The 21,332-nt window shown below is 62.2% G+C and carries 16 protein-coding genes and 1 pseudogene; 7 read left to right on the forward strand and 10 right to left on the reverse strand.

Annotated features, from left to right (window positions below):
• The 6 genes and pseudogenes from F3J15_RS32500 to F3J15_RS32525 all read left to right on the forward strand — a co-directional run.
• On the forward strand, positions 1 to 924 hold a 924-nt coding region (locus tag F3J15_RS32500; RefSeq protein ID WP_166896320.1), incomplete at its 5' end, for an ATP-binding protein.
• A gap of 190 nt (positions 925 to 1,114) precedes the next feature.
• Positions 1,115 to 2,686 carry a type I restriction-modification system subunit M gene (locus F3J15_RS32505; protein ID WP_166896322.1) on the forward strand — a complete coding sequence of 524 codons (1,572 nt, stop codon included), beginning with the start codon at positions 1,115 to 1,117 and terminating at the stop codon, positions 2,684 to 2,686.
• Positions 2,683 to 4,296: a restriction endonuclease subunit S gene (locus F3J15_RS32510; protein ID WP_166896324.1), complete on the forward strand. Its 1,614-nt coding sequence runs from the start codon at positions 2,683 to 2,685 to the stop codon at positions 4,294 to 4,296. Before F3J15_RS32505 ends, F3J15_RS32510 begins: the two co-directional genes overlap by 4 nt.
• Entirely contained in the window at positions 4,293 to 6,086 is a 1,794-nt protein-coding gene (locus F3J15_RS32515) for a restriction system-associated AAA family ATPase (RefSeq protein ID WP_166896326.1), read from the forward strand. The genes F3J15_RS32510 and F3J15_RS32515 overlap by 4 nt, the downstream gene beginning before the upstream one ends.
• A 2-nt stretch (positions 6,087 to 6,088) precedes the next feature.
• On the forward strand, positions 6,089 to 7,156 hold the full coding sequence (locus F3J15_RS32520; protein WP_166896328.1) for a hypothetical protein: 1,068 nt from the start codon (positions 6,089 to 6,091) through the stop codon (positions 7,154 to 7,156).
• Between the two features lie 60 nt (positions 7,157 to 7,216).
• Positions 7,217 to 7,342: pseudogene (locus F3J15_RS32525) on the forward strand (ATP-binding protein); the annotation flags it as partial.
• 333 nt (positions 7,343 to 7,675) lie between these two features.
• Here F3J15_RS32525 and F3J15_RS32530 read toward each other — a convergent pair.
• Positions 7,676 to 8,248, reverse strand: a complete 573-nt coding sequence (locus F3J15_RS32530) for a hypothetical protein (RefSeq protein ID WP_089446491.1) — start codon at positions 8,246 to 8,248, stop codon at positions 7,676 to 7,678.
• Positions 8,249 to 8,408: 160 nt separating this feature from the next.
• On the opposite strand from F3J15_RS32530, the gene F3J15_RS32535 reads away from it, so the two are divergent.
• On the forward strand, positions 8,409 to 8,945 hold the full coding sequence (locus F3J15_RS32535) for a TlpA disulfide reductase family protein (protein ID WP_089426404.1): 537 nt from the start codon (positions 8,409 to 8,411) through the stop codon (positions 8,943 to 8,945).
• 97 nt (positions 8,946 to 9,042) lie between these two features.
• Here F3J15_RS32535 and F3J15_RS32540 read toward each other — a convergent pair whose 3' ends face one another.
• From F3J15_RS32540 to F3J15_RS32580, 9 genes are all read right to left on the reverse strand, one after another.
• The gene (locus F3J15_RS32540) at positions 9,043 to 10,398 is read right to left on the reverse strand and encodes a sigma-54 dependent transcriptional regulator (protein ID WP_089426405.1); all 1,356 of its coding nucleotides are present in this window, start codon (positions 10,396 to 10,398) and stop codon (positions 9,043 to 9,045) included.
• Between the two features lie 94 nt (positions 10,399 to 10,492).
• Positions 10,493 to 12,502: an ATP-binding protein gene (locus F3J15_RS32545; protein ID WP_166896330.1), complete on the reverse strand. Its 2,010-nt coding sequence runs from the start codon at positions 12,500 to 12,502 to the stop codon at positions 10,493 to 10,495.
• Between the two features lie 4 nt (positions 12,503 to 12,506).
• Complete coding sequence (locus F3J15_RS32550; protein ID WP_166896332.1) at positions 12,507 to 13,799, reverse strand: dicarboxylate/amino acid:cation symporter; 1,293 nt, start codon at positions 13,797 to 13,799, stop codon at positions 12,507 to 12,509.
• 359 nt (positions 13,800 to 14,158) lie between these two features.
• The gene (locus tag F3J15_RS32555) at positions 14,159 to 15,844 is read right to left on the reverse strand and encodes a cation acetate symporter (protein ID WP_166896334.1); all 1,686 of its coding nucleotides are present in this window, start codon (positions 15,842 to 15,844) and stop codon (positions 14,159 to 14,161) included.
• Positions 15,845 to 15,855: 11 nt separating this feature from the next.
• Complete coding sequence (locus F3J15_RS32560) at positions 15,856 to 16,161, reverse strand: DUF485 domain-containing protein (RefSeq protein ID WP_011353318.1); 306 nt, start codon at positions 16,159 to 16,161, stop codon at positions 15,856 to 15,858.
• Positions 16,162 to 16,282: 121 nt separating this feature from the next.
• Positions 16,283 to 17,488, reverse strand: coding sequence for a CaiB/BaiF CoA-transferase family protein (locus F3J15_RS32565; protein ID WP_166896336.1), 1,206 nt, complete (start codon positions 17,486 to 17,488; stop codon positions 16,283 to 16,285).
• Positions 17,489 to 17,518: 30 nt separating this feature from the next.
• Positions 17,519 to 18,655 carry an acyl-CoA dehydrogenase family protein gene (locus F3J15_RS32570; protein ID WP_166896339.1) on the reverse strand — a complete coding sequence of 379 codons (1,137 nt, stop codon included), beginning with the start codon at positions 18,653 to 18,655 and terminating at the stop codon, positions 17,519 to 17,521.
• Positions 18,656 to 18,669: 14 nt separating this feature from the next.
• Positions 18,670 to 19,878, reverse strand: a complete 1,209-nt coding sequence (locus tag F3J15_RS32575) for an acyl-CoA dehydrogenase family protein (RefSeq protein WP_166896341.1) — start codon at positions 19,876 to 19,878, stop codon at positions 18,670 to 18,672.
• 29 nt (positions 19,879 to 19,907) lie between these two features.
• Positions 19,908 to 21,332: 3-hydroxyacyl-CoA dehydrogenase (locus tag F3J15_RS32580; protein WP_166896343.1), on the reverse strand; the 1,425-nt coding region annotated here is incomplete at its 5' end.

Consider the following 21,332-nt stretch of genomic DNA (forward strand, 5'->3'; position numbering starts at 1 on the left):
GGCCAGCGCGGCGCCGGCCGCGCGCTGGAAGTCGCGGCCGCGGGCGGCCATCACATGCTGATGGTCGGGCCGCCGGGGGCCGGCAAGTCGATGCTGGCCGCACGGCTGCCGGGGCTCCTCCCGCCGCTGACCGACGACGAGGCGCTGACGTCGGCGGCGCTCCTCTCCGCGAGCCGCCTCGGCTTCTCGCCCGCGCAGTGGCGCCGGCGGCCGTTCCGTGCACCGCATCACTCATCCAGCGCCGCCGCGCTGGTCGGCGGCCGCAACCCGCCGCAACCGGGCGAGATCACGCTCGCGCACCTCGGCGTGCTGTTCCTCGACGAACTCCCGGAATTCGACCGGCACGTGCTCGAGATGCTGCGCGAGCCGCTGGAGGCCGGCCGCATCACGATTTCGCGCGCGGCGCAGCAAGCCGACTTCCCGGCCGCGTGCCAGCTGATCGCGGCGATGAATCCGTGCCCATGCGGCTGGCACGGCGACCCGTCCGGACGCTGCCGCTGCTCGCCCGACGTCGCCGCGCGCTACCTGCGCAAGCTGTCGGGGCCGCTCGTCGACCGCATCGACATCCAGATCGACCTGCCCGCGCTGTCGCCGGCCGAGCTGGCGACGCGCGCATCGGCGCCCGGCGAACCGAGTGCCGCGGTAGCCGCGCGGGTTGCGCGGGCGCGTGCGCTGCAACTCGATCGGCAGGGCAAGACGAACCACATGCTGAGCGGCCGCGAGACCGACGACCTGTGCCGGCCGACCGACGAAGGCGAACGGCTGCTGCGCGAGGCCGGCGAGCGCTTCGGCTGGTCGGCGCGCGCGTACTTCCGCGTGCTGAAGGTCGCGCGGACGATCGCCGACCTGGCCGGCGACCCGCTGCCGACGGCCGCGCAGATCGCCGAAGCGATCCGCTACCGGCGTGCGCTGACGGCGCTCTGAACGCCCTCGGAGGACAAATGAGGCTTTCAAAAATGAGAAGTCTCACGCGCCCCTAGTACGTGGTCGGGTCCAAATAAAAAGGGACTGATGACTCCCCTCACCACGTGCTCTATCATCCGTGCAAAATGCCCGCCCTGCTCGGAGAAGCGGTGTGTGGTGTTACACACAGCGACGCAGTCACTCGAAAGACATGTTACAAATCAACGCAACCCTGAAATCTCTCATCGACCGCCTCTGGAACCGATTCTGGTCCGGCGGAATTTCGAACCCGATCGCTGCGATCGAGCAGATCAGCTACCTTCTGTTCATGAAACAGATCGATGAGCTCGATCGCCGCCAGGAGTTTGAGGCAAAACAAAAAGACGCAGCGTTTCGCTCTCGTTTTGCTGGAGAGTACAAGGCTCCCAATGCCAGCACATTGATCGAAAAATCAACCCTTCGATGGAGCTATCTCAAAGAGATGGAAGCAGAGGACCTGCTTCCGCATATGGTTAATTACGTGTTCCCGTTTATCAAGACGCTTGAAAGCGAGAACAATAATTTTGCTCGCCACATGGCGAACGCCGTCTTTCTAATTCCAAACGAAAATCTACTGAAGGGTGCCATCGCGATAATCGAGGAGATTTTCTCCGAAATCGATCGTGACGCGCGCGAAGACGGCCATCTCTTCCAAGATATTCAGGGTGACGTCTATGAGATGCTTCTCAACGAAATCAGTAGCTCTGGGAAAAACGGTCAATTCCGCACCCCAAGGCACATTATCAAATTGGTAAGTGAGTTAGTTGATCCCCAACTTGGTCAGCGCATTTGCGATCCAGCATGCGGCACCGCGGGCTTTCTTCTTGATGCCTACCACTATATCGGCACAAAGGTTGTGCTCGCCCAAAAAAAGAAAAAACACGTAGATGTCGATGACGACGGATTTGTTAGAGTAAGTGCGGGGACAATCTTCAACCAAAAGACCAAGCACGAACTCGAATCATGCTTATACGGATATGATTTCGATGCCACAATGGTTCGACTTGCACTCATGAATCTCATGATGCATGGCATCGACAACCCCCGAATCGATTATGCCGACACTCTTAGCAAGAACTTCAACGAAATCGAAGCATACGACGTCGTAATGGCGAATCCCCCTTTCACCGGAAGTATTGACAAAGGGGATATAAACAGCATCCTTCTCTCCAACACCAGCAAAACTGAAGTATTGTTCACGGAACGGATACTCACCCTTCTCAAACCCGGAGGCATCGCCGGCATTGTCATCCCGCGCGGCGTACTCTTCAGCTCGGCCAACGCATTTATCGAAATGCGTAAGAGGCTTTTGGAAGAGACCAATCTTCAAGCGGTGATATCATTGCCAAGTGGAGTTTTTAGACCATACGCAGGAGTTGCAACTGCAATTTTGATATTTAAGCGCGAGGGGAAAACGAAAAATACGTGGTTTTATGACGTCGAGAACGATGGATTCAGTCTTGATGATAAGCGCCAACGCATTCCGGGCAGCGAACTACTGGACGTAATACGTCAATGGCGGCTGCGCGATCCAAAATCCCAAACCGACCGAAAGGGAAAGCATTTCTTTGTCTCCTCGAAAGAAATTCGCGATGCCAAATATGATCTATCGTTCGGGCGCTATCGAAAATCCGAGCAAACGGAGATTGCATATGAGCATCCAGGCGCCGTGCTTAATCGACTTCGCGATCTCGAGCTTCGCATTCAGAAAGACATTGACGAATTGGCAGAAATCTTGAAATGACGTGGAAAACCGTACCGCTTAGATCAATTCTAGCACCCGCCGGCAACTCCCGAGCTGGCGATCAGGATCTTCCAGTGCTGTCTGTTACGATGCGCGACGGCTTGATTAAGCAATCCGATAAATTTAATAAGCGTGTCGCTAGCGACGATATTTCAGATTATCGAGTAGTCTATCCCAATCAATTGGTGGTTGGCTTCCCCATTGATGAAGGCGTTCTCGGCTTTCAGACGTTGTATCCTGCCGCGGTCGTAAGTCCTGCGTACACGATCTGGCAACTTAAAAGTCCGGCGGAAATACACGTACCTTTTCTCGAAGGCTATCTTCGCTCTCAACAGGCGAGAAAAATTTATGCGGATAGGATGCGAGGTGCCGTGGCGAGGCGACGCTCACTTACACGAGAAGATTTTCTAGCAATTGAGATCCCGCTTCCATCGCTTGAAGAGCAGATAAAGATTGCGTCCATTCTCTCGCAAATCGATCATATCCAAGAGATGCGTTGCGATGCGCTACAAGCAGCAAATGACCTCATTGTGTCCTCGTTCTTGCACATGTTTGGGGATCCCATTAAAAATCCAATGCGGTGGCCGGTCGTCAACTTCGGCACTGAAATGGATAGCATCAGTTATGGCACGTCAGAAAAAAGTCATGAAATTCGATCGGACAGAGCTCGTCCGATTTTGCGCATCCCAAACGTCACTGCAGGGAAAATTGATTGGAATGATCTGAAGTTTTCAGAACTTACCGACGCCGAATGGGAGAAACTAAAACTTCTCCCTGGAGATTTGCTATTTGTCCGTACAAATGGTAACCCGTCGATGGTTGCGAGAACGGCAGTCTACTCCGGACCGCATGATGCAGCTTTTGCGTCGTATTTGATCCGAGTTCGACTTCGACAGGATTCGCGATTGCGTCCGGGATTCGTCAACGCAATGCTTGCAATACCCTCCTGGCGAGCTCGCTTACTTACTTACGCGAGGACCGCTGCGGGTAACTACAACATCAATGCTCAAGCCATACGTGGATTGGAGCTCATTGCTCCAGATACCGAATTGCAGAAGCGATTCTTAACGCTACTGGAACGACATCACGGAATGACAGCCAAGCTGCAGGAGTCGGCACGCGCAATGAAGTCGTTACGTGAAATTGTACAGCAGCGCGCCTATCACAATCTCCTTGATCTGAGTCGCATCAAGTCGCCCCTTTCCGTCAAAGTAGAACGCGAGAATGGCAATGCTCCAGCTGTAGAGCCCAAAGATGCGAAGACGATCTCCAAGATATTTCTTGCTCCATCCAAAAAGATCGAACGCGAGCTGAAAACACTTGACGCTCTCATTGCGAAAGGCGAACCCATTCCGTGGTCATATGACTATTTTAGATATCGCATTCTAGGGTGCCGCGAGACCCCATTCAGCTTCGGTGATTTATTAAAGCATGCGAAAAATGTCTTTGACGAGCCACCTCCCTACGAGGTGATTCGCGAGCTAATTTCTGATTTGCTTGGCCAAAACGGCGAGGCACCAGTTTTAGTACAGCGCTTCGATTACCAAGTCGACAACGATACCGAAGAAGCCTTTGGGCGCCGTGAGATTGTCTTCGACCTTGCAAAATGAAATTAATTCGCCTAACGTTAGACACTAATTTCCGCAGCCTTCCCAAGGATTTCACCATCATTTTTCCCGATGGCAACGGAAATTCACGCACACCCCATTTCGAGCCATATTGCCTGGCTGGGCGAAATGGAAGTGGAAAATCGAACGTCCTTCAGGCGCTTGCATCGATTTTTTATCACATCGAATGCATTTACCTAAATTACAGGCCTGATGGCTTCGAATATGATCCGTCCACTAATGAAGATGGATTTCGCGCGGAAAAAGCCCCAATTGATGCTTTTTCTCTTGAGTACATGCTGCCAACTCCCTCGGATCTCCAAAACTCCACAAAAAATTTGCTTCCGCCTGAAACCGCGCACGTACTCATTGAAAAATCGGCAGGTAAGCGTCCAAGACTATTTTGGCTCAATCGAACAGACGGCAATGACGGAGCCACCACCGAATTAGCTCGCACCGAGGTAAAAAGCCTACTTCCACGGTATGTTCTTGGCTACTCCTCCGGGCACAACGAAATACTTAGCCTTCCTTTTTTCAAAATGCGTTTTGTTCATTTTGATGAATATCGTGACCATCTCGTCAGAGAGCTGCCGTATGCCGGCAGACCGGAAGGAAGAATGATTTATGTGGATGAGCAGTTTAGTCAAGCAATCCTCCTTTGTCACTTCCTCTTCCCCAGTGACGTGGTTACAAAAGTCTTTGAAGAAAAAATCGGACTCAAAGGAATTCAACGCTTTCGTATAATTATTCGTCGCCATCATCTCGTTCCAATCGTAACGCGCGAAGCCGACGTTCACGACAACCCAGCGGCGTCACCCACTAATGACCATATCGAACTTACGGGAAAGCTCCGCGGACACGTCAATCAGAGCGGCGAACTACAGCTTGGGCTTATCGATAAGTTGATCAAATGTGCTACAACTTATTACGAAGACACGTCTGGCGACGAGGATTCGACTGAAAGTGATCTAATCTTGGACTACTGGATCACCGACGAGACTCGGAGGGCGTTCGAATTCCATTTTGGTGTGGTGGATGGAAATTCCAACGAAAAATCTCGCGCGGCCTCCGCGCTGAATCTCTTTCAATCCCTGCAAACATTACTGACACTGAATTATTATCGCGTCGACGATCAAACAAAGAGCGAACTTTATAGATCCGACAGCCTTTACCTCAACGAAACGATACCGATGCCGGCATCGCATGAACGCATCATGCGATTTAAAGATTTCGAAATTATTAAAGGCGGAGTAGCGACGAAGATGTATGGGAAGGCGCTCTCTGATGGCGAACACCAGCTTGTGCATACAATAGGATTGTGCCTACTATTTCGTCATGAATCGGCACTTTTCTTGCTTGACGAACCGGAGACGCACCTTAATCCCGACTGGCGGGCATCGTATGTATCCACTCTTCGGTCTGCCCTCGAGGCCGATGATGAAGCAAAGGCCGTGATGCGAGAGGTGATCTTTACGTCGCATTCCCCATTCATCGTTTCCGATTGCAAACGAGATCATGTCCTTATATTCTCTAGAGACCCACAAGGAACAGTGACTTGGAACACCCCCTCGTTCAATACATTCGGCGCGTCCTCTAACGCGATAACAATGCAGGTTTTCGGTCAAAAGGAAACCATCGGTGACTATGCTGCCGCAAAATTACAAGAATTGAGAAACCAACTATCACTTGATGGGAATCCCGACGACCTAATCGAATCGGCTAACGAACTACTAGGCGATTCGATGGAAAAAATCCTCTTCATAAACGACGCGCTAGACAAAAAAGGGGAATAGGCATGCTTTTTCACTATGAATATGTTTCAACTCGGCTTGAAAAAATTGAAGAATGGCTATCACATCTCGTAAAAGAGGTTTGGTGCAAACCAACAAAATCGTTTTATCTGAGACGATTACTTCCAGAATTCCAACAAGTCGTCCGGGAGACGGTGAAATCTTCTCGGGGAACTGATTATTTATTCGGCCCGATTCATAGCATTCACAATATTTGCCGCGACAAACTCACTGAAGCCGACCGCACCAAACTCGCGTCATATTTTGATCAGAATATAGATATATTGGCTCTTTGTTGCAATCAAAAAGGAAGCATTCCCGCAACATACGATGACATAAAATTACTCAACCCAGATCTCGCAAAGCATTTATATGAATTTTGCGTAAATCTTTGGTCTGAAGTTAGAAAACGGAAAGCAGTTACTGATCGACTCGGCACATTATCCGAGTACTTCAGAGAATTCAGCGACAAAAATAGGAAAAGAATATGCCCATTTTGTGGAATTAGTCGCCTTGATGGGGTTTTCAGTTCTATCCAAGAAGATTTCGATCACTACCTCCCCAAAGGAAAGTACCCGTTCAATTCCATTAGCACACGAAATCTCGCGCCAATTTGCGATAAATGCAACAAAAAATACAAACTCCAACAGGATCCGATACATAATGAACAAGGAGGGCGCCGCAAAGCTTTCTATAGCTACTCAAAAAAAGATCCTCGAATCCAACTGAAAATAAAACTCACTTCCATCGACGGCCAACCAATCGATGCACGCAATCTTCAACCAGGAAATATCCAACTTCACCTAACAAGCACGACACACCAAACTGAAATTGAATCATGGAAGGAGATTTTTCATATAGAGGCCCGGTATAAAGCCATTTGCTGCGAGGAGGAAACTGCCGGATACTATTGGCTGCAGCAGGTTTTAGGGGAAATGAGAGAGGCAGGAAAGAGCCCCGAAGAAGCACTGACCGCAATAAAGAGAGCAGCCATTTCTAAATGGGCAGACCTCAATTTTCTAAAGATTCCTTTTCTGGATGCGTGCCACGACTCCGGTTTAGTTCGACAGTAATTTAGCCCGCCCCCCAAAAAAATAAAACGGATAGTCGGCCACAACTAATGATCAGCCAAATCGCGCGCGTATTTCCGCGTGCTGAAGGTCGCGCGGACGATCGCCGACCTGGCCGGCGACCCGCTGCCGACGGCCGCGCAGATGGCCGAAGCGATCCGCTACCGGCGTGCACTGACGGCGCTCTGAACGCCCTCGGAGGACAAAATCCGGCTGTCAAGACTTGACTTATGCACAATTCCGCGAATCCGGCTCCGGATCAGGGCTCGGCGAGACCTTTGCGGCACGGAATCCGTATCTCGTTGTTTTAGTTGATTTTTCTCAAAACGCGAGCGAGCGACCAAACAGGCCGGAAGGCCGTCCCGCGCGGCTTGGCGGGAAATTCGGGCAACTTTTCAACAAAGTTATCCACATGCGTTGTGGATAGCCGAAAAAACCTCGCAAAATCCGGCGACTAGCGTCGAAAGCTGCGAATGAACTTTCAGTTGTCACAGAGTGTCTGAGCGCCCGCTCCGGCCGCCGTCAGTCGAGTTTGAACGACCCGAAAAACTGGTCGAGCTGCTCCTGCGTGAGCGGCCCGTCGGCAATCACGACGGCCTGGTACGCGTGCCGGCCGCGCGCGGCGAGCCGCGCGACGATCGTCTTGTGCGTGCGATCGCCGCCGGCGGCCGCGCCCGCGATACGCAGCTCGAGCCCGTTCACCGCACCGCCGGCCGCGAGCGGCACGGGCACCGAAGCCGTCTGCGGCGCGCCTTCGAGGTTGCGCGACAGCCCGGCGCGCAGGAATTCGAGCGCCGCGCGGCGCGTGTCGTCACGGTCGTCCGGCAGCGTCAGCGTGCCGACCGCGAATACCGCGCCATCAACGTGCGCGGCCTGCATCCGCATCGGCATCGACGCACCGCCGATCGCCACCGGCTGCTCCTCGACGGTCGGCTTCGCCGGCAGGTCGATCGTGTAGCCGGCATCGTTGTGCAGCGTGCGCCAGTCGTACGACGGCGAGCACGCGGCCAGCACCGCGCTCATGCACGCGAGCGCGGCGAAGTGTCGCAGCGGACGAAAAAGGGGGCGCAACGAAACGGTGACTTCCTTCGGCATGGCGTGGATCGGGCAGGCAAAACGGGCATTATCCGCCGAACCTGAATTCCGGGATGCGTGGCCGCCGTCGGTGCGCAAGCCGCATTCGCGCTAAAATAAGCGCCGAATTTCGATGTCCTTTGCATTGATCCGCGTCATCGACCGACTCCGAGAGCACCAGATGAACACCACGCCTCCCGTCCGGCGCAGCGCCGGCCCCGTCCGCTACATCGTCGCTGCCGCTGTGGTCGCGGCGATCGCCGTCGCCGGCTTCTTCGCATTCAACGGCAAGTCCAGCGTGCCGGACGCCACGTTCACGCTGCTGTCGGGCCAGAAGGTCTCGACTGCAGGCGACCTGAAAGGCAAGGTCTATCTCGTGAACTTCTGGGCGACGAGCTGCGCAACCTGCATGCAGGAAATGCCGCAGATGGTCGATACCTACAATCGCTTCAAGGGTCAGGGTCTGGAATTCGTCGCGGTCGCGATGAACTACGATCCGCCGATGTACGTCGCGAACTACGCGCAGACGCGCCAACTGCCGTTCAAGGTCGCGCTCGACGACGGCAGCGTCGCGAAGCAGTTCGGCAACGTGCAGCTCACGCCGACGACCTTCGTCGTCGACAAGGACGGCAAGATCCTGAAGCGCTACGTGGGCGCACCGCAGTTCGCGGAACTCGACGCGCTGCTCAAGAAGGCACTCGACGGCAACGCGGCCTGAGCGCCGCCCGATCCGGCTCGAAGGGCTGCGCACCCCGCCCTTCCCCGCACGACGGACCGCACGACCGGGCAACCCGGTTCCGCGGTCCGTTTGCTTTTCAGCGCTCGGTTTCGCCTTTCGCCGACAGCCCGTAGCGCTTCATCTTCTCGTACAGCGTCGCCTTGCCGACATGCAGCCGGTCGGCCGTCGCGGCAACCGCGCCGCCCGTCTGGTTCAGCGCCTCGGCGATCACCGCACGCTCGAATTGCTCGATGCGCTCCTTCAACGTCTGCTCGCTGTCGGCGTCGTCGCCGCTCGCGCCCGTCTCCTGCGGCATGTCGGCCACGCCGAGCACGAAGCGGTCGGCCGCGTTGCGCAGCTCGCGCACGTTGCCGGGCCAGTCGCGCTGCATCAGGCTCGCGCGCTGCCGGTCGGTCAGCACCGGCGCGGGCCGCGCGTAGCGCACGGCCGCATCGAGCATGAAATGCTCGAACAGCGGCACGATGTCCTCGCGGCGCTCGGCCAGCGGCGGCAGCGCGATCGTCACGACGTTGAGGCGGTACAGCAGGTCGCGCCGGAACGTGCCGGCCGCAACCAGCTCGCTCATGTCGCCCTTCGCGGCCGCCACCACGCGGCAGTTCACGCGGATCGGCTGGTTCGAGCCGAGCCGCTCCAGCACGCCGTCCTGCAGCACGCGCAGCAGCTTCACCTGCAGTGCGAGCGGCATGCTTTCGATTTCGTCGAGGAACAGCGTGCCGCCGGACGCATATTCGAGCTTGCCGACGCGGCGCTTCGCGGCGCCGGTGAACGCGCCGGGCTCGTAGCCGAACATCTCCGACTCGAACATCGGCTCGGGCAGCGCGCCGCAATTCACCGCGATGAACGGCTTGTCGCGACGCGGCGACAGCTCGTGCAGGCTGCGCGCGATCAGCTCTTTGCCGGCGCCGGTGTCGCCGTTGATCAGCACCGACGCATCGGTCGGCGCGACGTTCGCGATCAGCTTGCGCACCTGCTCGATCGCGGGGCTGCGGCCGATGATGCGAGGCGCGACGACGTTCTGCCCGGCCAGCTCGCGCCGCAGCGCGTGGTTCTCGAGCACGAGCTCGCGGCGCTCGAGCGCGCGGCGCACCGTCTCGATCAGGCGCTCGGCCGCGAACGGTTTTTCGATGAAATCGTATGCGCCGTCGCGCATCGCCTGCACGGCCATCGAGATGTCGCCGTGCCCGGTGACGAGAATCACGGGCACGTCGGGCACGCGCTCGCGGCACTGCGCGAGCACGTCGAGCCCGCTCGCGCCGGGCAGCCGGATGTCGCTGACGATCGCGCCGGCGTTATCCGCGACGATCGCCTTCTCGGCCGCTTCGGCCGACTCGAAGCCGGCGACGTCGAACCCCGCCAGCTGAAGGCTCTGCACGCTTGCCCGGCGAACGAGCGCATCGTCTTCGATATAGATCACTTGCAGCCGGTTGGCCATCGTACTCACTTGCTCCTGACGGGCCGCGCGGCGGCAGCGCGCGCGGCGTCGTTGATACCGATCGTGCGCCGATCGGGCGGGCGGCGTGGCGCGCCTAGCGCGAGCCCGCCGGCTCGGACACGGAGTCCGGATGATGCGTGCGGGCGCGCCGCAGCGTCAAGACGAACAGCGCGCCGCCCGACGGCGCGTTGCGCGCGGTCAGCGCGCCGCCCGCGTCGCTCGCGATCGACGACGAGATCGCGAGGCCGAGGCCGAGCCCGCGCCCCATTTCCTTGGTCGTGAAGAACGGCTCGAACAGGCGCGGCAGCAGGTCGGGCGCAATGCCGCTTCCGTTGTCGCGCACCTCGACCGCGAGCGTGGCGGCCGACACCGCGATCGTCACCTCGATCGCCGGCGCCGCCACCCCGGCGACCGCGTCGAGCGCGTTGCCGAGCAGGTTGATCAGCACCTGTTCGAGGCGCAGATCCTCGCAACGGGCGACGAGCTCGGGATAGTCGCGCGCCAGGTCGAGCGGCGCATCGTGCGCGGGCGACACGGTCGCGTCCTGCAGCGTCAGCGTGAGCGCGACGCCGCGCAGCCGCTCGTCGAGCAGCGACAGCACGCTGCGCAGCGCGCGCACGACGAGCGCCTGTTCGTTGCGCGGCTTCGCGCGGCCGACGAACAGCTTCAGCTGGTTCGTGATCTTGCCCATCCGCTCGGTGAGCGCGGCGATCGCCTCGAGGTTCTCGCGCGCGGCCGCCTGCTCGCCGCGATCGAGCAGCACGCGCGTGTTGTCCGAGAAGCTGCGCAGCGCCGCGAGCGGCTGGTTCAGTTCGTGCGTGATGCCGGCCGCCATCTGGCCGAGCGCGGCGAGCTTGCTCGCCTGGATCAGTTCGTCGTGCGCGGCGCGCAACTCCTGCTCCGCGCGAATCCGGTCGCCGACTTCCTTCTGCAACTGCTCGTTCGCCGCCGACAGGTCGGCCGTGCGCTCCTCGACGCGCCGGTTCAGTTCCGCGTACGCCTGTTGCAGCAGCGCGCGGCCGCGGATCATTTCGCGCACGCGCGCGCGGCGCATCCGCCAGTAGAACGCGAGCAGCGCGACCGACACGAAGCCGAAACCGGTGACGATCGTCGCGTTGCGCGCATCGGCGTCGACGGGCGCGATCGGCGCGAGCGTGACGAGCAGCCAGTCGGGCTCGCCGATCCGGCGCTTGCTCGCGAGGAATCGCGGCGCGCGCAGGCCGGCGCCGAGGCGCACGATCTCCGCATCGGGGCCGAGCACCTGCTCGATGCGCAGCGGCAGCGGCGTGACGGGCTGCTGCGCGTACTGGCGCGTCTCGTAGATCGACGCGGCGACAGGGCCCGTGAGCGGGCGCAGCGTGTGGTACTTCCATGCGGGCACCGACGACAGGAACACGACGCCGTGATCGTCCGCGACGACGAGCGGCTCCGACGCATCGGCGCCCTGGAACCATTCGAGGTTGAGCTTCACGACGACCACGCCCGCGATCTTGCCGTCGCGCCACACGGGCTGCGAGATGTAGTAGCCGGGATCGCGCGAGATCGTGCCGATCCCGAAGAAGCGGCCGACCTGGCCGTTCATCGCATCGAGGAAATACGGGCGGAAGCGGTATTCGGTCCCGACGAAGCTGTCGGGCGCGCGCCAGTTGCTGGCGGCGACACACAGGCCGTCCGCGCCGATCACGTAGGTGACGGTCGCGTGCGCGTGTTCGTTGAGGTCTTCGAGATAGCGATTGACGCGCCCGGTGTAGTCGGCGCGCTTCGGCTCGGCGAGCAGGTCCTGTACGTACGGATGGCTGCCGAGCAGATAGGGCAGCGACTCGTAGCGGTCGAGCGTGCTCTTGAGCGCGTTGGTGGTGCGGTCGACGCGCACCGCGGCGTTGCGCTGCAGCTCCGCAACGCCGCGCCGCCAGGTGATCGTCCACGTCAGCGTGCACGCCGCGGCGAGCGCGGCGGCAAGCACGACGAGAATGAGCAGACGGCGCGTCACGGTCGAGGCTTCCTGGCGATGCGGATCGCCTATTGTGTCATAGGCCTCCGCCTCCCCGCCTCGACCGCCGCGGCCCGCGCCGCCGGCGGGCGGTGCCGCCGCCTGCTCCTTCATCGGGTCAGACGCCGGCCGTCTTCTCGGTCGGCGCGACTTCGCCGCCGCCCTTCAGCGCCTGGCGCAGCTTGTTGCGGTCGAGCTCCTTTTCCCAGGCCGACACGACGACCGTCGCGACGCCGTTGCCGACGATGTTGGTCAGCGCACGGCATTCGCTCATGAAGCGGTCGATGCCGAGGATCAGCACCATGCCCGACAGCGGGATCGTCGGCACGACGGCCAGCGTCGCGGCGAGCGTGATGAAGCCCGCGCCGGTGACGCCGCTCGCGCCCTTCGACGTCAGCATCGCGACGGCCAGCAGCGTGAGCTGCTGCATCCACGTCAGCTCGATGTTGGTCGCCTGCGCGATGAACAGCACGGCCATCGTCATGTAGATGTTGGTGCCGTCGAGGTTGAACGAATAGCCGGTCGGCACGACGAGGCCGACGACCGAACGCGAGCAGCCGGCCTTCTCGAGCTTTTCCATCAGCTGTGGCAGCGCGGCTTCCGACGAGCTCGTGCCGAGCACGATCAGCAGCTCTTCCTTGATGTAGGACACGAAGCGGATGATCGAGAAGCCGGTGAAGCGCGCGATCGTGCCGAGCACGACGAGCACGAACACGACCGACGTCAGGTAGAACGTGCCGATCAGCTTGAGCAGCGGCACCAGCGAGCCGACGCCGTACTTGCCGATCGTGAACGCCATCGCGCCGAACGCGCCGATCGGCGCCAGCTTCGTGACGATGTGCACGATGCCGAACAGCACGCGCGTGAGGCCGTCGATGAAGTCGGTGACGACCTTGCCGCGCTCGCCGAGGTGCGCGAGCACGCTGCCGAACAGCAGTGCGATCAGCAGGATCTGCAGGATCTCGCCCTGTGCGAACGCATCGACCATCGTGTTCGGGATGATGTGCATCAGGAAGTCGACCGTCGACTGCCCGTGCGCCTTCGCCGCGTACGACGCGACGGCCTTGCCGTCGAGCGTCGCCGGATCGATGTTGAAGCCGACGCCCGGACGCAGGATGTGCGTGGCCGCGAGGCCGAGCACCAGCGCGAAGGTCGACACGATCTCGAAGTACAAAAGCGCCTTGCCGCCGACGCGGCCGACCTTCTTCATGTCCTCCATGCCGGCGATGCCGGTCACGACCGTACAGAAGATGATCGGGCCGATCACCATCTTGATCAGCTTGATGAAGCCGTCGCCGAGCGGCTTCATGTCGGTGGCGATCGACGGGTAGAAATGGCCGAGGATCACGCCGACGATGATGGCGAAGATCACCTGCACATAGAGCACTTTGTAGAAGGGTTTCTTCTTCACGATGGTTCCTGCAGAAGTAGATGAGCCGATGGAAACGGCGTCACGCGCGCGGACGAATGTCACAGGGGAAGCGTCACTCGCCCGCGCGGCTGCCGTGCCGCAACAAGCGATGCCTCAGGACGTCCGGAGGGGGAGGAAGGCAGTGGTCATCGATTGTCTCCTTGCTTGCTGTAGTAGTTCGGCCGGGGGGAAGGCCGTGCGCTTTATATTGCAAGGTCAATGCCAGGTTTCCGAAACCCGTCAAACCTTTGTTTTCATTGTATTTCTCATAATGCGGCAGGCAAGGAAATCCGGTATCCCGGATTTCCGGAAAATATCCGTCCGGCGATCCGGACGGATGCACTCATTCGTCCGATGAATCAGTGCTGCACGGCGCGGCCGGCCAGCACACCCGTCTGCGCGTAGAACTCCTGCTGCGCGAAGGCCTCGCGCTCGCGCCGCGCGCGCTCGCCGCGATCCGCGAGCGAGCCGACGACGATCCCGACGAACGCGAGCGGCACCGACACGAGCGCCGGGTTGTCGAGGAACACCGGCGCGTGCGCGTGGTGCAGCACGTCGACCCACACCGACTTCGACAGCACCGTGAGCGCGACCGCCGACACGAGGCCGAGGCCGCCGCCGAGCACCGCGCCGCGCGTCGTCATCCCGCGCCAGAAGATCGACATCGCGAGCACCGGGAAATTGGCGCTCGCGGCCACCGCCGCGACGAGGCCGACCATGAACGCGACGTTTACGTGCTCGAACAGGATCGACAACCCGATCGCGACCGCCGACAGCGCGATCGTCGCCGCGCGCGAAATGCGCATCTCGACGCGTTCGTCGGGCTTGCCGCGCGCCCACATCTGCGCATACAGGTCGTGCGAGATCGTCGTCGCGCCGGCGAGCGTGAGGCCCGCGACCACCGCGAGGATCGTCGCGAACGTGACGGCCGCGATGAAGCCGTAGAACCAGTTCCCGCCGACCGCCTGCGCGAGCTTCACCGCGACCATGTTCGAGCCGCCGAGCAGGTCGTGCGTCAGGTTGAACGTGCCGTTCGCACCGAGCTTGAAAAACTCCGGATGCTGCGCGAGCAGCACGATCGCCGAGAAGCCGATCACGAAGGTCAGCAAATAGAAGTAGCCGATGAAGCCGGTCGCGTAGAGCACCGACTTGCGCGCCTCCTTCGCGTTCGGCACCGTGAAGAAGCGCATCAGGATGTGCGGGAAGCCGGCCGTGCCGAACATCAGCGCGATGCCGAGCGACAGCGCGTTGGCCGGATCGCGGATCAGCTTGCCGGGGCCCATGATCGACAGCGCGCCCGGATGCACGGCCACTGCGCGGCGGAACATCTCGTCGACGCTGAAGCCGAATTCACCGAGCGCGAGCACGACGAGCAGCGTCGCGCCGCACAGCAGCAGCACGGCCTTGATCACCTGCACCCAGGTGGTGGCCGTCATCCCGCCGAAGAACACGTAGACCACCATCAGCACGCCGACGATCAGCTCGGCCGTGCCGTACGACAGCCCGAACAGCAACTGGATCAGCTTGCCCGCGCCGACCATCTGCACGACGAGGTACAGCACGACGATGGTCAGCGAATTCGCGGACGTCAGCAGCCGGATCGGCCGCTGCGCGAAGCGGTACGCGACGACGTCGACGAACGTGAACTTGCCGAGGTTGCGCAAGGGTTCCGCGATCAGGAACATCACGAACGGCCAGCCGACCAGAAAGCCGATCGAGTAGATCAGCCCGTCGAAGCCGAACATGAACACCATCCCGGACAGCCCGAGGAACGACGCGGCCGACATGTAGTCACCCGCGATCGCAAGCCCGTTCTGCAGCCCGGTGATGCCGCCGCCGGCCGTGTAGAAGTCGCGTGTCGAGCGCGTGCGCCGCGCGGCCCAGCGCGTGAGCGCGAGCGTCGCGAACACGAACGCGAAGAACATCCCGATCGCGACCGGGTTCAGTTCGACCTTGTCGGGCATCGGGCCCGCGACGGATACCGCGTGCGCAGCGGAGGAAGCGAGAACGGCAGGCGCGCCGAGCGCCATCGAGAGTCGTCGCATGTCGGCCTCCGTCACGAACGCTGCAGGATCGCGTCGACGCGGCGGTCGAACGCACGGTTCGCGCGCAGCACGTAGCACGCGGTCAGGCTGATCGCGACCAGGATGATCGCGACGCCGGTGGCGATCCCGACCGTCGTCGTCGCGCCGCGGTACAGCGGCGCGGCGAGCACGTGCGGCGCGAGCGCGACGAGCAGGATGAAGCCGTAGTATGTGGCGATCATCAGCGCCGTCAGCGTGAAGCTGAAGCGGCGCCGCGCACGCACGAGCTGCTGGTAGTCACGGCGCGCCGTGACCGATTCGATGACGGAAAGCTCCATGGTGTCTCCATTTCCTCCTCGTCGTCGCGAGGGGTGTCTTGTGGATGGATGGCGCGCCTACCGATCCGCCCGCGCCGCGGCGGTGCAATGCAATGTGTCCTGCCCGTGCGTGGGCTTGCCCTCAGACCACGCGATCCGCCCGCAGCCGCGCAACCTCGTCGGCCGACATCCCGAGCCAGCCGCCGAGCACCGCATCCGTATCCGCGCCGAGCACCGGCGGCGCACCGCGCACCGGCAGCCGCGCGCCATCGAACCGATACGGCGGCGCGAGCACGTCGACGCCGCCTGCGACCGGATGCGGCTGCCGCGTGACGAGTCCCGCACTCGTCGCGCGTTCCGACTTCAGCGCCTCGTGCAGCCCGAGCACTTCGCCGCACGGAATGCCCGCCTCGGCGAGCGCCGCGAGCAACGTCGCGCGCGACCGGCGAGCGAGTTCGCCGCGAATCTCCGGCAACAAGTCGGCTCGGTTTTCCGAGCGGCCGAGGTTGGTCTTGTAACGTGCGTCGGCTGCGAGGTCGGGCCGTTCGATCGCATCGCAGAAGCGCGCGAACTGCGTGTTGTTGCCGACCGTGATCACGAGCGGGCCGTCGGCCGCGTCGAACACGCCGTACGGCACGATCGACGGATGCGCGTTGCCGTAGCGCGGCGGGTCCTCGCCCATCAGCAGCGCGTCGAGCCCGTAGTACGCGGTGATCATCAGCCCGCAGTCGAACAGCGCCATTTCGATGCGCCGCCCGCGCCCCGTCGCGTGGCGCTCGTACAGCGCGGCGAGGATCGCCTGCGCCGAATACATGCCGGTGAACAAGTCGACCGCGGCGACGCCGAACTTCAGCGGCGGCTGGCCGGCCTCGCCGTTCAGCGCCATCAGCCCGGCCTCGCCCTGCACGACGAGGTCGTAGCCGGGTCGTGCGGCCTCGGCGCCCGAGCGGTCGTAACCGGAAATCGCGCAGTGCACGAGGCGCGGATTCAGTTCGGCCAGCGCGTCGTAGCCGAGCCCGAGCTTTTCCGCGCCGCCGAACTTGAAGTTGTGGAGCACCACGTCGGCCTGCGCGGCCAGGTCGCGTGCAAGGCGCCGCCCGTCTTCGGTCTGCAGGTCGAGACAGATCGAGCGCTTGCTGCGGTTCACGCTGTTGAAGTAGGTCGTTTCGGTGTCGCCGATCCTCAAGCCCCAGTCGCGCGTGTCGTCGCCGCGCGCCGGATGCTCGACCTTGATCACTTCCGCACCGAAGTCGGCGAGCACCATCGCACACCACGGGCCCGCGAGCACACGCGAGAAATCGAGCACCTTCACGCCGGCCAGCGGCAATGCGCGCGATTCGTTCGTCATCCTTGTCTCCTCCATTCGCGTCGTTCGTTTTTACTGTTTCGACAGCGCGATATAGCGCGCGAGATGGTGATCCTCGTCGCCGAGCTGGTGATCGATCATCACGAGGCGCTTCGCGTAGTGCGACAGCGGCAGCTCCCACGTCATTCCGATCCCGCCGTGCAGCTGGATGCTCTCCTCGGCAACGAGCGTGCCGATCCGGCCGATCGTGTACTTCGCCGCCGCGAGCGCGCGTTCGCGCACCACGCGCGGCGCATCGAGTTGCGCGGCTGCGTTGATCACCGCCGAGCGCGCCTGCTCGACTTCGAGCAGCAGGTCAGCCATCCGGTGCTGCAGCGCCTGGAAGCTGCCGATCGGCAAGCCGAACTGCTTGCGCGTGCGCAGGTAGTCGAGCGTGTATTCCTTCGCCACATCCATCGCGCCGAGTGCTTCCGCCGACAACGCGAGCAATCCGTAGCCGAGCACGCGTTCGAGCAACTCGGCACCTGCTTCGCCGTCGTGCGCGCCGAGCGCGGCATCGGCCGGCAGCGCGACGCGCTCGAAGCGCACTTCGGCCGCGCGGCCGCCGTCGATCTTCCGGTAGTCGCGCAGCGATACGCCCGGTGCGTCGGCCGGCACGACGAACAGGCCGATGCCGGCCGCATCGTCGTCATGACCCGACACGCGCGCGCTGACGACGAAGAACGCCGCCTGCGCGGCCTGGTCGACGACGCCCTTCGCGCCCGTCAGCACCCAGCCGTCGCCCGAGCGCTCGGTGCGCGTGCGCACGGTCGTCAATTCGTAATGCGAACCCGGCTCGTCATGCGCGAACGCGGCGCTCGCGCTGCCGTCGATCAGCGCGGCCAGCCGGTCACGATGCGCGGCGCCGCCGGCGAGCGACAGCGCACGGCCCGCGAGCAGCGCGCCGAGGAACGGCTCGACGACGAGCCCGCGTCCGAGGCATTCGAACACCACGGCGATGTCGAAGCCCGCGCCGCCGAACCCGCCGTCGGCTTCGGAAAACAGCGCGCCGACCGTGCCGAGTTCGGCAAGGCGCCGCCACATCGCGCGATCGAAACCCTCGGCCGACTGCGCGATGCGATCGCGCACCGGGAACGCGTACTGTTCGGCGATGAAGCGGTTCAACGTATCCGCCAGCATCCGGCGGTCTTCTGTGTGCTGGAAATCCATCGTCGCGTCCCTCGTTACAGCCCGAGCATCATCTTCGCGATGATGTTCTTCTGGATCTCGTTCGAGCCGCCGAAGATCGACAGCTTCCGGTTGTTGAAATACTGCTGCGCGGCGCTCGCGGCTTCGTCCGGGCCGACCGGCTCGCCGTCGTAATCGGCGTCGAGTGCTTCCTCGACGAACGGCTGCGCGTATGGCCCCATCGCGCGCCGCATCAGCGCGGTGATCTCCTGGCGGATCTGCGTGCCGCGGATCTTCAGCATCGAACTTTCCGCACCGGGCGCGCCGCCGCCCGCGACCGCGGCCAGCACGCGCAGGTTGGTCGTGCGCATGTTCTCGAGTTCGATCTCGACCCGCGCGACGCGCGCCGCGAAGAACGGATCGTCCGCGAGCGGCCGGCCGTTCTTCGTGACCTTCGCGGCCACCGCGCGCAGCCGGTCGAGCGCGGCCGTCGAGAAGCCGATTCCCGCGATGTTGGTGCGTTCGTACGTGAGCAGGTATTTCGCGTAGGTCCAGCCGCGGTTCTCCTCGCCGACGAGGTTGGCCGCCGGTACGCGCACGTCGGTGAAGAACACCTCGTTCACCTCGTGCTCGCCGTCGAGCGTGATGATCGGGCGCACCTCGACACCCGGCGTGTTCATGTCGATCAGCAGGAAGCTGATGCCTTCCTGCTTGCGCACGTCGGTCGCGGTGCGCACGAGGCAGAAGATCATGTTCGCGTAGTGGCCGAGCGTGGTCCACGTCTTCTGGCCGTTCACGAGGTAGTGCTCGCCCTGCGCGTCGATGCCGCGCACCGCGCTCGTCTTCACCGACGCAAGATCGGAACCAGCGCCCGGCTCCGAGTAGCCCTGGCACCACCAGTCGGTGCCGTCGAGGATGCGCGGCAGCCAGTGGCGCTGCTGCGCGTCGTTGCCGTACTTGATCAGCACGGGGCCGAGCATGTTCACGCCGAACGGCACGATGCGCGGCGCACCCGCGAGCGCGCATTCGTTGTCGAACAGGAACTTCTGCGCGACGCTCCAGCCGGGGCCGCCGTATTCGCGCGGCCAGTGGCTCGCGAGCCAGCCGCGCGCATTGAGGATCGCGTGCCATTCGCGCATGTCGTCGCGCGTGAGATGCAGGCCGCCCTTCACCTTGCGCGCGATGCGCGCGGGCAGTTCGGCTTGCAGGAAGCGCTGCACTTCCGTGCGGAAGGCTTCCTCTTCGGGAGTGAAATTGAGGTCCATCTTCGGTCCGTGGCGAATGCGGTGGGCGTTCAGTCGATGCGGTTCAGGCTCGCGAAATCCGCGCCGCGCGCGACGAGATCGACGAGCAGCGGCGACGGCTTCCAGAACAGCGGATCTTCCTTCGCGAACGCGCGGATATCGGCGAGCACGTTCGCGAGGCCGACCGTGTCCGCGTAATGCATCGGGCCGCCGCGATAGCGCGGGAAGCCGTAGCCGTGCAGGAACACCGCATCGACATCGAGCGGGCGCAGCGCGATCTTCTCGTGCACGACGTTCGCGCCTTCGTTGATCATCGCTGCGAGGTAGCGGCGCAGGATCTCGTCGTCGGTGAAGGTGCGCGGCGTGACGCCCTTCTTCGCGCGCTCTTCCGCGACGATCGTCTCGACTTCCGGGTCCGGCGTGCCGACGCGCGCGCCGTCCGGGTACAGGTAGTAGCCGCGCGCGGTCTTCTGGCCGAACCAGCCGCGCTCGCACAGCCGGTCGGAAATTTCCACGTAGCGCGCGCGCGGGTCGCGCGTCGCCGCGCGGCGCTTGCGGGTCGCCCAGCCGATGTCGCCGCCCGCGAGGTCGACGACCTGGAACGGCCCCATCGGGAAGCCGAATTCGCGCACCGCGCGATCGATCTGGTACGGCGACGCGCCGTCTTCCATCAGGGTGTCGGCTGCCGTGCGATAGACGGCGAGGATCCGGTTGCCGATGAAGCCGTCGCACACGCCGGCACGCACCGGCGTCTTCTTCAGCTGCTTGGCGAGCGCGAATGCAGTCGCGACGACGTCCGCGCTCACGCGCGCCGGCACGACGATCTCGAGCAGCTTCATCACGTTGGCCGGCGAGAAGAAATGCAGGCCGATCACGTCGGCCGGCCGGTCGATGCTCGCGGCCAGTGCGTCGATGTCGAGATACGACGTGTTGGTCGCGAGCACCGCGCCCGGCTTGCACACGCGCGCAAGTTCGGCGAACACGGCCTGCTTCACGGCCATGTCCTCGAATACCGCCTCGATCACGACGTCGGCCTGCGCGAGCGCGTCGTACGACGTGCTGCCCTTGAAGCGCGCAAGCCGCGCCGCATGCGCGGCCGGCGTCATCCGCCCTTTCGCGACGAGGCCGTCGTACACCTTCTCGACGTGCGCGCGGCCGCGTGCGAGCGATGCTTCGTCGCGTTCGATCATCGTCACCGGCAGCCCGGCATCGAGCGCCGCGACCGCGATGCCCGCGCCCATCGTGCCGCCGCCAACCACGCCGATCCGCTCGACCGGCCGCGCGCTCGCGCGCCGTGCCTCGGGCGCCTTCGCCGCCTCACGCTCCGCGAAGAACGCATGCACGAGGCCCGCGCGCTGCGGGCTGTCGATGCACTGCAGGAACAGGCTGCGTTCGAGCTTCATCCCCGCGTCGAACGACTGCGTGAGCGCGGCCTCGACCGCGTCGACGATCTTCGCGGGCGAGAACAGGCCACG

This window comes from Burkholderia sp. Ap-955, from assembly GCF_011753045.1.
In the GTDB taxonomy this organism is placed as follows: domain Bacteria; phylum Pseudomonadota; class Gammaproteobacteria; order Burkholderiales; family Burkholderiaceae; genus Burkholderia; species Burkholderia lata_D.